At 41.1% G+C, this 15,173-nt stretch carries 11 protein-coding genes, 1 tRNA gene and 1 pseudogene; 8 read left to right on the top strand and 5 right to left on the bottom strand.

Annotated elements, in window-relative coordinates; all coding sequences use genetic code 11:
• Nucleotides 1–162 precede the first annotated feature (162 nt).
• Together EO122_RS02355 and EO122_RS02350 are read right to left on the bottom strand one after the other, a co-directional pair.
• Entirely contained in the window at nucleotides 163–582 is a 420-nt protein-coding gene (locus tag EO122_RS02355) for a Fur family transcriptional regulator (RefSeq protein WP_062401787.1), read from the bottom strand.
• Between the two features lie 133 nt (nucleotides 583–715).
• Nucleotides 716–2,263 carry a DEAD/DEAH box helicase gene (locus EO122_RS02350; RefSeq protein ID WP_127009204.1) on the bottom strand — a complete coding sequence of 516 codons (1,548 nt, stop codon included), beginning with the start codon at nucleotides 2,261–2,263 and terminating at the stop codon, nucleotides 716–718.
• 221 nt (nucleotides 2,264–2,484) lie between these two features.
• Here EO122_RS02350 and EO122_RS02345 point away from each other — a divergent pair.
• A tRNA-Arg gene (locus EO122_RS02345) sits at nucleotides 2,485–2,559 on the top strand.
• 146 nt (nucleotides 2,560–2,705) lie between these two features.
• Here EO122_RS02345 and EO122_RS02340 read toward each other — a convergent pair.
• Nucleotides 2,706–3,161: a low molecular weight protein-tyrosine-phosphatase gene (locus EO122_RS02340; protein ID WP_127009203.1), complete on the bottom strand. Its 456-nt coding sequence runs from the start codon at nucleotides 3,159–3,161 to the stop codon at nucleotides 2,706–2,708.
• Nucleotides 3,162–3,241: 80 nt separating this feature from the next.
• Nucleotides 3,242–3,460 (bottom strand): annotated as a pseudogene (locus EO122_RS02335) (hypothetical protein); the annotation flags it as partial.
• 320 nt (nucleotides 3,461–3,780) lie between these two features.
• Between EO122_RS02335 and EO122_RS02330 the strand changes: the two are divergent.
• From EO122_RS02330 to EO122_RS02300, 7 genes are all read left to right on the top strand, one after another.
• Entirely contained in the window at nucleotides 3,781–4,350 is a 570-nt protein-coding gene (locus EO122_RS02330) for a hypothetical protein (RefSeq protein ID WP_127009202.1), read from the top strand.
• Between the two features lie 314 nt (nucleotides 4,351–4,664).
• Entirely contained in the window at nucleotides 4,665–5,672 is a 1,008-nt protein-coding gene (aroF, locus tag EO122_RS02325; protein WP_127009201.1) for a 3-deoxy-7-phosphoheptulonate synthase, read from the top strand.
• Nucleotides 5,673–5,681: 9 nt separating this feature from the next.
• The gene (aroB, locus tag EO122_RS02320; RefSeq protein WP_127009200.1) at nucleotides 5,682–6,737 is read left to right on the top strand and encodes a 3-dehydroquinate synthase; all 1,056 of its coding nucleotides are present in this window, start codon (nucleotides 5,682–5,684) and stop codon (nucleotides 6,735–6,737) included.
• 185 nt (nucleotides 6,738–6,922) lie between these two features.
• Nucleotides 6,923–8,188, top strand: coding sequence for a 3-phosphoshikimate 1-carboxyvinyltransferase (gene aroA / locus EO122_RS02315; protein WP_127009199.1), 1,266 nt, complete (start codon nucleotides 6,923–6,925; stop codon nucleotides 8,186–8,188).
• A 26-nt stretch (nucleotides 8,189–8,214) separates the two neighbouring features.
• Nucleotides 8,215–9,339, top strand: a complete 1,125-nt coding sequence (gene aroC / locus EO122_RS02310; protein WP_127009198.1) for a chorismate synthase — start codon at nucleotides 8,215–8,217, stop codon at nucleotides 9,337–9,339.
• Complete coding sequence (locus tag EO122_RS02305) at nucleotides 9,340–10,575, top strand: shikimate kinase (protein WP_127009197.1); 1,236 nt, start codon at nucleotides 9,340–9,342, stop codon at nucleotides 10,573–10,575.
• Nucleotides 10,576–10,841: 266 nt separating this feature from the next.
• On the top strand, nucleotides 10,842–12,215 hold the full coding sequence (locus EO122_RS02300; RefSeq protein WP_127009196.1) for an amino acid permease: 1,374 nt from the start codon (nucleotides 10,842–10,844) through the stop codon (nucleotides 12,213–12,215).
• A gap of 1,078 nt (nucleotides 12,216–13,293) precedes the next feature.
• Here EO122_RS02300 and uvrC read toward each other — a convergent pair.
• On the bottom strand, nucleotides 13,294–15,111 hold the full coding sequence (gene uvrC, locus EO122_RS02295) for an excinuclease ABC subunit UvrC (protein WP_127009210.1): 1,818 nt from the start codon (nucleotides 15,109–15,111) through the stop codon (nucleotides 13,294–13,296).
• Nucleotides 15,112–15,173 lie beyond the last annotated feature (62 nt).

Here is a 15,173-nt window from a genome sequence, read left to right as displayed (position 1 = left end):
TGCCTACTTTTTTGCATAAAAAAATATACCTTGGGGGGATGGCTTTTGCTGTCCCCCCAAGATATATTATAGAGCCAGAAAATAGGGGATAATTGTTTATCATAAGCAATTATCCCCTATTGAGCTGTTTCTAATCTAAGACTAGATGATTTACATTACGGATTAATGTGAGCTTTTACGCAAACATTCCGGACAAATGCCTTCAAAAGACACATGCAGTCCCGTAATTTCATATTCACTGTGGCGAGCCACTTCTTCTCTTAGACAGTTGACTTGTACATCATGCAAATCATTAATACGATTGCACATTGTACAACGTACATGTGGATGATTTCTTGTATCCCAATCATATCGGCTACAATCATCACCCAAGTCTAAGACACGAACTATACCAATGCGTTCAAAAATCTCCATCGTTTTATATACAGTCGCCAAGCTCATACTTGGATGGTCTTCCCGCAAACTTTGGTAGATCATTTCCGCAGTGGGATGGTTGTTTTCTGCATAAAGAACATTATAAATTGCAATACGCTGTGGCGTTACTTTATAACCTTCTTCTCGCAACTTTTGTGCAATATCCATAGAGCACATCCTTTCCACTTGGAAGCTAAACTGTGAGATTAAAACACTATTACTCTAACTATATTATATCAGAAAGTTCATTCCCAAACAATAATCAGAATTGATTAATTATATTTATTGTCACTTGACTAGATTAATCTTTAAAATATGGTTTGAAACCGCTACCTTGGTGTTTTGGTTTTTGTTGTCTTTGTCCGTCACGAGAGCGGCGTTCTCCACCATTAGAACGTTGGTTACGATCACGAGAGGAACGTCTTCTATCTCCGTCACGACGATCATCACGGCGGCGACCTTCTCTACGGCGATCATCACGGCGACGGCCATCACGACGTCCACTGTCACGGCGACGACGTACACGAAGTGGCGCTTCTTCTGTAATGCTAACAGGTGTTGTATCTGGCTCTTTTGTCAACAATTTTAATGCCGCAGCTAACAATGTAACAGAATCGATATCATTCAACAATTCTTCTGCACTAGAACGATAGCTTGCTAATTCTTCACGATTATCTGCTAAGGCAATTAATTTTTCTACTGCAATTTTTTGTTGACCTTCTAATACTTCCCCTAAGGATGGAGCTTTACGACGAGCAATCTTACGTTTTGTCAAACGTTCAATAGCGTGTAAATGTTCAATCTCACGAGGGATAACGAATGTCATCGCCACACCCGCTTTACCAGCACGGCCTGTACGACCTACACGGTGTACATAACTTTCAGGATCTTGTGGCAAGTCATAGTTATATACATGTGTAACGCCGCTAATATCTAAACCACGAGCCGCTACATCTGTAGCCACTAAGATATCGATAGTACCTTCACGGAATTGACGGATCACAGAGTCACGTTTTTGTTGAGACAAGTCACCATGAATACCTTCTGCCATATAACCACGTTTTTTCAACGCTTCCGTTACTTCATCTACACGGCGTTTTGTACGACCGAACACGATTGCCAATTCAGGAGCTTGAATGTCTAACAAACGGCACAATACATCAAATTTTTGACGATCTTGTACTTCAATATAGTATTGCTCGATTAAATCCATCGTTACTTGTGTTGGTTTCATACGAATCAATGTTGGCTCTGTTAAGTATGTTTCCGCTAATTCTTGAATCGCTTTTGGCATAGTTGCAGAGAACAATAATGTTTGACGCTCTTCTGGTACAGCTGTCAAAATTTTATTAATATCATCTACGAAGCCCATGTTTAACATTTCATCCGCTTCATCCAAGATGACAACTTTTACATGGCCAAAAGAAATAGATTTGCGTTCCATGTGGTCCATCAAACGACCAGGTGTTGCTACAATCACTTGTGGATGTTTTTTCAACATACGGAATTGACGTCCAATATCTTGACCACCATAAATTGGCAAGGCTTGAATCTTTGTATGTTGCGCCATTTTATTTAATTCTTCTGCCACTTGAATTGCTAACTCACGAGTTGGTGAAAGAATCAACACTTGTGGATCTTGGATTGTTGGATCCACTTGCTCTAACGCTGGGATGCCGAAGGCAGCTGTTTTACCAGTACCAGTTTGTGCTTGACCAATCATGTCTTGACCAGACTTCGCCGCCGGAATGGCTTCACGTTGAATCGGTGTTGGTTCTTCAAATCCCATGTCGTTTAAAGCTCGTAAAATGGGTTCGCTAATGTGTAAATCTTCAAATTTAATTTGCATATATAAAAGGGTCCTCCTTTAAAATCTTGTATATGTATCATGCGAATTAGTATATTATAACACAAGTAAGCTGTCCTTGTATATGAAAGCATGATAAGACACTATTTGTTTCAATATATTATTACAAAATATACATTTGATATTCGAGATACTCTTCTTTGAGTTATTCTTTCCCCTATTGTCCTACCTATTATTTCATGGTATACTTTAACGGTATACAAGCGCCTATAGCTCAGGGGATAGAGCGCCGGTCTCCGGAACCGGGTGCGCAGGTTCGATTCCTGCTAGGCGCACCATTGATATGACTGGATTCTCACCGTTGTTGAGAATCTATTTTTTGCATTTGAGCCAAACTTTGAGCCCAATTTGAATTTCTATAAAAATCCCCAATGTTATATCTAATTCAGATAACACTGGGGTCTTATTACATTGTATATTTTTCTTATAATTGCTCTTTGATCAACTCTAATAAGGCATCACAGCTACGACTTATATCATCATAAGTTTCGTCAAAATTCCCCGTATACCACGGGTCTTTTACATCTCGGCTTTCTCCAACAAAGGTCATAGCCTTATACACCTTATGGTCAACATCATCAATAATTAGACGTAAGTTTCGTGCATTATTTTCATCCATTATAATGAGGTAATCAAACTTACGGTAATCATCCATCGTTACTTGACGGGCCTTACGACGAGTATAGGGGATATCCATTTCATCTAATTTTTGCTTAGTTCCATAATGGGTATCATTTCCTATCTCCTCACGAGATGTAGCAGCGGATTCAATATAAATAGAATCGGTTAAACCTTGCTTGTTAACGATATGCTTCATATAAAACTCTGCCATCGTAGAACGACAAATATTTCCATGACAGATAAATAAGACTTTTACCATACTATACTCCTTACATACTAATAGCCCTTACAGCATACGCTATAAGGACTATTAATGCAAGATTTAATTAAAAGTTATATCGTATTAACCTTACTTGAGAATTCATGAGCCAATTCGAGTTTTGCAAAGATGTTGGATGTTTCTGTTTCTATGCCAATGCCAAATCCCAATCGACCTACCGCAGAGTTAACCGCATCAGCTTTCACATGCATAGATCCACCATTAACAATATTAGCATCATAGGATACGTCGTTCAAACGACCTACAATGAATTCTACACTAGGATCCATATATGATCCGACCTTTGCCAGCTTCGCTTGCTGGAACACCTGGTTTGTAATCAGCCCTTACAAAACCAGTATAGTTTTAAATCGTAATAGGGCGCGCATCGATAGGATGAATTGTCCCTGCTGCTGTTGGATTTGCACCACCTACAAGATTACGGACTTTACTTCCCTTATTTAGTATAGAATAATCTATTTACCCACCTTTCTATAAAATACATATACGTAGTATAATAAGAGTCAAGAACAGGTTCTTAAAACAACAGAATCTGTAACTCTTTTTCCTATGCTTTAAAAATATAATTATATTGAGTTATTACAATGAGGTATTGTCCATGAGCACTTCAGTATCACCTTTCAAAAGTTTTTCGATAGCCTGTATGGCATTATGCATCACACTACTTTCTTATTCACAAATCAATGCTTTTGATCCTATAAAAGAGGCCAAGGCGATTAGTGATAATCCTGAGTATATCCATACAATGTATATTGGCATGCCCAAAAGTGATCTATATCAGAATTTTACAAATGTTACTGGTTGGGAAATCAGCAATGAATCTAATTTTTTTGCTATTCAAAGAGAACAGCCCGATTATAATTTAACCCAAACTTCTTTTGCAACCTTTGATAATACAAACCATGTTCGTACTATTACTAGCCGTTTCAACTCTAAAAATAAAGAGAATGCAATTCAAATTTATGACTCTATGTATAATACTCTAGGAAATCATTATGGCTCTCCAAAAGATTCAATGAATAATTTAGACATATATAGATCCGCTAAATGGATTAATGGTAGCCATACATATTATTTAAGTATCCTTCCCATTTACAATAGAAACCATACTATAAAATATTATACAATTGACTTAATTGTTGATACATTTAATCATCTCTATATGTAAAATTTACTCTTGCCAAACTCATATAAAAAGAGTATACTAAACGCAATTATTGAAAGAAAGGAGTCACAACAATGATGAACCAAATCAATTTAGCTACAACAAATGCAAATACATTTTATTGGTTCTTTATCCACAATGCGGGTAAAGAACTATTTGAGCTACGCTAATTCAGGTATCATCACTGAGTGGCTTTAAATAGTGGTAAGGGCTACCCGTACTAGGTATAGGCGGGTAGCCCTTTTTGTTATATCTTCCTATACCACCACTCAAGATTACCTATGCAATACATGAAAGATTTATTTTAGGAGGACATTATGATTATTCGATTACACACTACAGCAACTAAAGCACAAATTGCAGAACTACGTCAACTACTAGAAGCCACTGGCGTTACATTACATCCTGTCCATGGAGAACAACAAGATATTATCGGTTTAATCGGTGATACATCCCGTGTCGACTTACGCGTTATTGAATCCCTTCCATACGTAGAAAAAGTAATGCGTATTCAGGAGCCTTTCAAAAAAGCAAATCGTAAGTTCCATCCACAAGACACTGTGGTTACGGTAGGGGATGCTAAAATCGGTGGCGGTCACTTCACTATCATCGCTGGTCCTTGTTCCGTAGAAACACCAGAACAAGTCATCGAAGTAGCCAAAGCTGTGAAAGCAGCTGGCGCTGGTATCCTTCGTGGTGGCGCTTTCAAACCTCGTACTTCTCCATACTCTTTCCAAGGTATGGGACCAAGTGGTTTAGCCTTATTAGAAGCTGCTAAGAAAGAAACTGGTCTACCTATCGTATCTGAAGTCATGGATATCTCCCAATTGGAATACTTCGATAATGTAGATATGCTACAAATCGGCGCTCGTAATATGCAAAACTTCAACTTGTTAAAAGAAGTTGGTAAATTGCGCAAACCAATCTTATTAAAACGTGGTCTATGTGCAACATACGAAGAATGGTTAATGGCTGCGGAGTATATCATGAGCGAAGGGAATGAACAAATCGTTCTTTGCGAGCGCGGTATTCGCACCTTCGAAACACGCACTCGTAATACTTTAGATGTAACTGCTATTCCAATGATGCACGAGTTATCCCACTTACCAATCATCATGGACCCAAGTCATGCAGCTGGTATGAGCCGTATGGTTCCGTCCCTGTCCTTAGCCTCTGTTGGTGGCGGTGCTGATGGTTTAATGATTGAAGTTCACAACAATCCAGAAAAAGCATTATGCGATGGTCCGCAATCCTTACGCCCAGAGCAATTCGCTACTTTGGCAAACCAAGTGTTGACATTACGTGACGCATTAGGTCATAAATAGGTCACTCCTATGGATACGATTCATATTCAAGCCTCCACTGCTTACGATGTCATTATCGAACGGAATAGCTTGTCTCGTATAGCTGAGTACTTGCAACCTATCAAACCCACTTGTTCCGTCATGATTGTCACCGATGACAATGTGGGCCCTCTCTATGCATCTACAGTTTCTAAATCTCTAGAAGCAGCAGGCTACACCATTCATACTTACACCTTCCCTCACGGTGAAAGTGAAAAGAACGGCCATCGTCTCATAGATCTAATAGAAACATTAGGAAACGCAAAATTGACTCGTAAAGACCTCATCATCGCGTTAGGTGGTGGCGTCGTCGGCGACCTTGCTGGGTTCGCTGCTGCTACCTACTTACGAGGTATCGATTATGTACAAGTACCTACCTCTTTATTAGCAGCCGTCGATTCCTCTGTAGGTGGTAAAACAGCAGTTAACCTAGGGTGCGGTAAAAATTTATGGGGTGCTTTCAAACAACCTATCCTTGTTCTCTGCGATCCAGAAACACTCTCCACTTTACCTAAAGAAGAATGGATTAATGGATGTGGGGAAATCATCAAATATGGTTTCTTAGGACATCCCGAATTGTTAGATCAACTTCGTGAACGACCGCTCTTACAGTATCCTGAAGATGTGGACTCCATCATCTCGCAATGTGTGCGTATCAAAGCCCATGTGGTGGAAGTAGATGAAAAAGAAAGTGGCCTTCGTGCCACCTTGAACTTAGGTCATACCTTTGGACATGGCATCGAACACGGTAGTGCTTTCACCATCCCTCACGGTAATGCTGTTGCATTGGGATTGCTTATCATGGCAAAAGGTGCTATAGTACACAAGGAGCTCGAGCCTACCATAATTCCTATGATTGAAAACTTATTACTTTCCCACCAATTACCAACCACAACGACGATTCCAAAAGATGTAATTTTAGAAGAAGCCAGTCATGACAAAAAAGCATCTGGTTCTTCTATTACCATCGTGGTTCCTACAGGGTATGGCACATCGGTACTAAAACAAGTAACCTTCCAAGAACTTGCTACCTACTGCCATATATAAGTATAGTACTCAATATTTTATTGTTAGTATCCATAACAAAACTAATTAGGATAGACACACATTCTAGCGTTGGTATGTATCATATACTAAACAAATTACATTTTACGTTTTACGTTTTACCTTTTATCGTTATCTTGTAATCATCATCCCATGGTGATAGCACAACCATAACAGAAAGGATTCCTATGCAACATGTTTCCAATGTGCTCTTACGTGGCACAATTCCATCAATTCCTGCGAAAGCACACGCCCATCGGGCACTTATCGCAGCCTCTTTAGCAACGAGTCCTAGCACTATTTTAATTTCCCATTCTTCTAAGGACATTGATGCTACTATGGATTCACTACGATCCCTTGGCGCAACGATCACCTATGAAAATGGTGTGGCTCATGTCACTCCGGGCTCTGTTCCTACTATGGGACATGTATTGCCACACGAATCAGGCACGACCTTGCGCTTGCTCTTACCTGTGTCCACTTCTATTTGCGACACTGTGGAGGTCGATGCCAAAGGGCGTCTACCAGAACGACCTTTAGAACCATTGCTCAGTGAAATGAAATCTCATGGAGTATCCTTTTCGCAAGAGGCCCCACCTTTCACTATGACAGGACGATTACAAGGTGGTACCTTCTCCATGACGGGGTCCGTAAGCTCTCAATTCTTCTCCGGTCTTCTTCTGGCGGCTCCACAACTAGAACATACCACCGTAAATTGCACGAGTTCCTTACAATCAAAAGACTATGTAACATTAACCATAGAAACGATGAAAGACTTTGGTGTACACGTAACAGAAGGCTCCACCAAAGAGGGGCATCCACGTTTTACCATCGAAGAGAATCAGTACTTCCACGGCAACGAACAATACCCTATTGAAGGAGATTGGTCCAATGGTGCTATTTGGTTAGTGGCGGCCGCTATGACAGGTCAATCTATCACTGTCACAGGCTTGCGTCCAAATTCTGTACAGGCAGATAAACGGATTCTTTCCATTCTGGAAAGTGCTGGTGTCACTTGTACTTGGGATAGCACTGCTATAACAGTCAGTGGCAAAGCGCATGAGCCAATCCATGTAAATTTAGAACAAATGCCAGATTTATTACCTATTCTTTCTAGCTTAGCTTGCTCCATAGAAGGCGAATCTTCTTTCATCAATGGGGCTCGACTTCGATTAAAGGAATCAGATCGTTTAGAAGCGGTGGCACAATTAGTCCGTGATTCTGGAGGCACCGTTCGTATCGAAGGAGATAATCTATACATCACTGGAACAGGTACTCTTATGGGAGGCACCGTGGACTGTGTCAACGACCATCGCCTCGTCATGGCTGGTGCATTAAACGCCCTCATCGCTACATCCCCTATGATTCTAAAGGACAGCGAAGCCATCAGTAAATCATACCCTCATTTCTTTACAGATTGGAAACGATTGGGTGGCGAAACGCATAGCATATAAACGTATTTAACAAGTAAGGAGTAATTATGGCATCCTATTTCGGTCGTACTGTGAAAGTCTCCACCTTTGGAGCTTCTCACGGTCAAGCTATTGGCGGAGTTGTGGACGGACTTCCTTGTGGGTTTCCAGTCAATCTAGAAACCTTGCAAGATTTCCTAAAACGACGGGCTCCCGGTCAACATCAATTACAAACTCAACGAAAAGAAGCAGATATCCCTGAGTTTCAAGCTGGTATCGTACAAGGCAGACTGAGCGGATCTCCTTTGGCTTTTACCATTCAAAATACATCACAACAAAGTGGTGATTACGATAATTTGCGAGATGTACCACGCCCATCCCATGCGGATTACACAGCACGCATGCGCTATGGCGACTATGTGGATATGCGTGGGGGCGGCCATTTTTCTGCTCGCATTACAGCTCCTGTGTGCGTAGCTGGTGGCATTGCTATACAACTATTAGAATCCATTGGCATTCACGTACGAGCCCGCTTAGCACAAGTGGGCCCTGTCCAAGATGTACCTGTCGATTATACCAATCCACCTATGGATAAACTCGCTAGTATCAGCACAGAAGCCATTCCTATGTTAGATCGTGTACAACGCCATGCAGCAGAGCAACTCGTGCTAGAACTAAAAACATCTGGCGATTCCACTGGTGGTATCGTAGAAGTATTTGCTACCGGTTTACCTGTTGGCATGGGGAATCCCAATTATGATGGCATAGAAAATCGCTTAGGGGCTACACTCTTTGGTATGCCTGCGGTGAAAGGCATCTCCTTCGGGTCTGGTTTCCCTGGTTGTTCCTCTCGTGGCAGTGAGCAAAATGATCCGTTTATCATCACTGACGAAGGGATTCGTACAGAGAAAAATAACAGCGGTGGTATCCAAGGTGGTATTACTAATGGTATGCCTCTCGTCATGCAGGTTGGTATCAAACCTACGCCATCCATTTACCATGAGCAATCTTCCGTCTCACTAAGCAAGCATAGCCCTGAACTGTTGCAGATTAAAGGCCGTCATGATCCTTGTGTAGCACTACGTGCCGTTCCTGTGGTAGAAGCCTTAACGGCTCTTGTGCTCTTAGATTTTGTACTGGAGCATGATCCACATGCATTCCGTCATTTCAGTCATCGTACGTTGGAGGTGTAAATGTTTGGATTATTAGGTCGCACCCTTGGTCATACCTACTCCCCCATGATTCATAAAGCCTTAGGAAATACATCCTATGACATATTTGAAATGGAACCAGACCAACTACAAGATTTTTTTAATCGTTCTGACTTACAAGGCTTGAATATTACTATTCCCTATAAAATCAATGCCATGCAAGCTTGTCAACGCATTAGTGATATAGCAGAGTCCATTGGTTGTGTAAATACTATGGTAAGACAAAAAAATGGTTCCTGGTATGGAACTAACACGGATTATGATGGATTCTTGGCTACGCTATCTTGGTCTAATATTGTCGTCAAAGGAAAACATTGCCTCATCCTAGGTGATGGGGCTTCTTCAAATACAGTTCATGTTGCCTTAGAGCGTCTAGGCGCAGCATCCATTACCCATATCAGCCGTCATCAATTCCCTAAATATGAGCACATCGCACAGTTTTACGAGCGAGCACAAATTATCATCAACTGTACACCTGTGGGCATGTATCCCCACTGTCCTAATCAAAGTATTCAGTTAGCCCCATTCACACGATTGGAAGGGGTGATAGACTTAGTATACAATCCACATCGCACAGGGATTTTATTAGAAGCCGAAACATTGGGTATCCCTCATGTGAATGGCCTCATCTTCTTATTAGCCCAAGCCATTGCCGCTAGCGCTCTATTTTTAGGTCGTACCTATGATGAAAGTATCCTTGTAGATCTATACAAACAGTTTCGACAAGTCCAAGAAAACATCGTCTTAATCGGCATGCCTGGATCTGGTAAGAGTACCATTGGCGAAGCTTTAGCAAAGCTAACAGGGCGAACACTAGTAGACATAGACAATCGTATTACAGAGGAAGTCGGTTCCATAAGCGATTATATTTTGACTCACGGTGAGCCTGCATTCCGCACTATAGAAGCAAAGATTATTGCCGATGTAGGCAAACAAACAGGTCTCCTCATCTCTACAGGTGGCGGTGCTGTTACCATACCAGAAAACTTTGCTCCTCTACGGCAAAATGGACGTATCTACGAAATTTATCGTCCCTTAGAAGAACTGGATACAACAGGCCGCGTTCTCTCTTCTGGTGGCATAGAACGATTACAACAATTGTACAATGAACGAGCAGCACTGTATGCAACATTCCGACAAGTACAAGTTTTAAATAATGGAACTCCAGAAACGGTGGCGCAATGCATCCTAGATGACTTATATAAAAACTTAGTGTAACTTAGCATCTATACTTTATATATACCTTACGTGCATGTAAATATGTATTAGCCGCTAATTTTTATTCCTATATTGACATACATATAGAAAAGTAACATACAAAAGAACGACATCTATCGTATTAACCACTAATCTAGTAAGTGCATACATTTTGTCGTTCTTTTTTATCTAACCATAGTAATTCACTAGTATTAATTGACATTCTATAGAAAATAGTTTACTATTATCAAATATAAAAGTTTATATTGTATTAAGGAGGTTTTACTATGACGGACTCGCAACAAGAGTTAAAGCGTGGTCTTAAAAATCGCCACGTTCAATTATTAGCCATTGGTGGTGCCATCGGTACCGGTTTATTCCTTGGCTCTGGGCGATCTATTAGTTTAGCGGGCCCTTCCATCCTCCTCACGTATATGATTACAGGTATTATTTGCTTCTTCATCATGCGTGCATTGGGCGAGTTATTGCTTTCCAACTTAAATCACCATTCTTTCATCGACTTTGTAGAGGAATATTTAGGTGATCGAGCCGCCTTTATTACTGGTTGGACCTATTGGTTCTGCTGGCTTTCACTAGCCATGGCGGATTTAACAGCCGTCGGCTTGTACATGCAATACTGGCTCCCTTGGATGCCACAGTGGATTCCGGCCCTCGTTGTACTGGCAGTCTTACTCGTTATGAATCTGACAGCGGTAAAACACTTCGGTGAAATGGAGTTCTGGTTTGCTTTAATAAAAGTAATTGCCATTGTATCACTCATCATTATTGGTCTTATCATGATCCTCACAGGATTCACTACCAATGCAGGAGCAGCTGCCTTTGATAACCTTTGGAATTACGGTGGTTGGTTCCCAAATGGGCCGATGGGCTTCATCTTATCTTTCCAAATGGTAGTATTTGCTTTCACAGGCATTGAACTCGTAGGCCTCACAGCTGGGGAAACGGAAAATCCGAAAAAAGTTATCCCTATGGCTATCAATAACATTCCATTGCGAATTATTCTATTCTATATTGGATCTCTTGCAATCATCATGAGTATCTATCCATGGATTGCAGTAGACCCAAATTCTAGCCCATTTGTGGCTGTATTTAATGCGGTGGGAATCCTAGCTGCTGCTAGTATCGTGAACTTTGTAGTCCTCACATCAGCAGCCTCTGCTACCAACTCTGGTATCTTCTCCACAAGCCGTATGATCTACGCATTATCTAAACGTGGACATGCCCCTAGTCGAATGCGCCGATTGACAAATCATTCCGTGCCGTATCAGGCAACACTATTCTCTGCTGCAGCCTTATTGTTTACTGTAGTTTTGAACTATGTTATGCCTGAAAGCGTATTCATTATGATTACGTCCATCTCTACATTCTGTTTTATTTATATTTGGGCCATCATTGTTGTATGTCACCTCAAATATCGTAAAACGAATCCAGAATTGGCAAAACAATCCACCTTTAAAATGCCACTGTACCCGTTCATGAATTACTTGATCCTAGCATTTTTTGTATTCATCTTGGTGGTACTAGCATTACAAAGCGATACACGTATCGCCCTCATGTTTACACCATTCTGGTTCCTCTTACTATGGGCCTTCTACTCCATGTTGGCACCTAACGAAGACGATGAAAGAGATACTAACTAACACCCAAACATAAAAGAAGATCACGATGTATCCCAAACACAACGACTTACCATTTGTGAGGAGAATATCGTGATCTTTTTTATTGTACTATGCTTTGACAAATTCATTTATGTGTACACTATGACAATATCATATGTCGTTCATAGCAACAGAGAGTTATAGGTAACAATTTTTGTAATTTATATAAAAATATGGTATACTATGTGTAATAAAAGAAGAGCCACCAACGTGTCTGAGGCGTTAGGCTCATCTCTAAACACAAAAATAGATGCGCCTAACGTATTAAGGTCTAGGAAACCTTATGTCGTTAGGCGTTGTCATTACTTATATAAAGCAATTATATTAACTACTAATGTTAAAATAGAAATAATTAAGCTAATTTTTTCATATTTTTTCATAGTACCACCTCCTCCTATAGTAGGAAGAGATGAGCCCAACTCACGTCGGTAGTCCTTCTGTATTTTCATTATAGCATAAAATATGCAAAACGTTATCTTTTGAAAGATAATTTTTACAAATGAGACAAGCTATCCACTAAGAAACGCCGCACTAGCGTGGAATATCTTGTGGCATTATCATTGACTAAATCAAACAACACTAAAAACGAGCAATCCATCATAAGGAACGCAGCGCTAGCGTAGAACATCTTGTGGCAATTTCATTGCCAAAATAAAACATAACCAAAAGAGCACAACATATTCCGGAACAAACCTACCGTAGGATCAGTTTGTGAAGGAATGTGTCGTGCTCTTTCCTTTGCACATTCTAGATAAATCGCCACAAGATTTCATAACAAACCAAGTAACGCTCTTTCCCTCGGCGCCCCACCTGTGGAAGAGTTCATTCCGAGAGCATCAAAATTAATCTAAACAAAAAACGAGCAACAATTCCTTAAGATATACTACCAATGATAGCGCCTTTGTGGCGTTTCTGTATTACCTGAATGACACAAATACAAAAAGAGCACGACATATTCCGGAGCAAACCTACCGTAGGATCAGTTTGTGAAGGAATGTGTCGTGCTCTTTCCTTTATACAATTCATACAAAACGCCACAAACCACTGTTGCTCGTTTCCCTTAACGTGAGTTTCGCCGAAAGAACTCATATACAGCCAAAGCCGCTTTTTTGTTCATTCCCTCCACACTCTCCAATTCTTCCAACTCCGCTACTCGCATGGCATCTAAGTTCCCAAAATGCTTATACAGCGCTTTTCTTCGTTTTGGTCCTATACCCTCTACATGATCCAGAACAGATTCTAAGTTTCGCTTTCCACGTAATCTGCGATGGTAAGTAATGGCAAATCGATGCGCTTCATCACGAATTTGCTGCAGTAGTTGTAATTCAGGCGTATGGTGTTCTAGAATAATACTTTCCGACTCCCCTTCGACGAACACTTCTTCGATTCGTTTTGCCAAGGATATGACCGGCACATCAGTAACACCCATAGCACGGATGACTGGTAATGCTGCATTTAACTGACCTTTACCACCATCGATGATAATCAAATCTGGCATAGGCCAATCTTTTTCATTGCCGTAGCGTCGTTCCATAATCTCCGCCATGGATGCAAAATCGTCAGGCTTCCCTTGTACTGTTTTTAGCTTGAATCTTCGATACTCTCGTTTCGCCGGCTTTCCACCTTCAAAGACGACCATGGATGCCACCGTTTCCGCCCCTTGCATATGAGAAATATCATAACATTCCATGCGCTCTGGCAATCGTGGCAAGTCGAGCACTTCTGCTAATTTTTTTACGGCACCACCGGATTTATCTATCGTGTATTGCCATTGACGACGACGTTCTGCTAAAAAATTCTGCGCATTTTCCTCCGCCATCTTGATGAGGTCTTTTTTATAGCCCCGTTGAGGTACAGATACGTCCACCTGTTGCCCTTTCATAGAGGTGAACCATTCACTAAATAGCTCACGATCCACACTATCCATAGGCAATAGCAATTCTTTAGGTATGAACGTAGACCCTCCATAATACTGTTTAATGAACTCCGTCATCACTAGCTCTGGGCTATCCCCTTCATGTTGGACAAAGTAATTTTCTCGCCCCAACAAACGGCCGCTGCGAATGAAAAACAGTTGAATACACGCCATAGGGCCATCGATAGCCATACCTAATACATCCATATCACCTCGCTGTGTGACCATGCGTTGTTTTTCTTGTACCTTTTGGATACTCAATAAATCATCACGATACTTGGCTGCTAGTTCAAACTCCAAGTCCTCTGAAGCTTGCTCCATCTTGGACGTAATCTCTTGGATAACCTGTACTTGTTTCCCTTCAAAGAGAGCTACAATATCATCGATATATTTACGATAGGCCTCCACCGTTACATACTGCATGCAAGGCCCTTCGCAATAATGCATATGATATTGCAAACAAGGTCTTTCTACTTTCATACTTTTACAAGTGCGCAGTGGATAATAGGACCGCAAGATACGCAGCACATGGTGCACTGCTGTCACATCTGTGAAAGGTCCAAAATACTTCGCTCCATCACGTTCTAAACGACGAGTCATAAAGAGGCGTGGAAAGTCTTCTTGCACAGTGACTTTTACGTAAGGATATGTCTTATCATCTCGAAGCATAATATTATATTTTGGATGGTGTTCCTTAATTAACGTTGCCTCTAGGATAAGAGCTTCCATTTCTGTTTTTGTTTGGATCGTTTCCACATCCCAAGCACGACGCATCATGGCGGTCACTTTCACGGATCGGTTCACATCTTGTTGCACATAGGACCGCACTCGATTGCGCAGGTTGATGGCCTTTCCAACATAGATAATGCGCTGGTACTTGTCACGCCACAAATAAACCCCCGGCGTGGTCGGCAGATGACTCACCTTTTCCAAAATATAGGCTTGCTGTTCCGCATCACCCATCATCATATCCTGTTGACGAGATGGCTGGAAATTAACTTCTTCTGCTTGTAGTTGTCTGTCGA

Origin of the sequence: Veillonella sp. CHU110 (assembly GCF_003992255.1) — a bacterium.
Lineage (GTDB): Bacteria > Bacillota > Negativicutes > Veillonellales > Veillonellaceae > F0422.
This window is presented reverse-complemented; position numbering and strand designations above follow the sequence as displayed.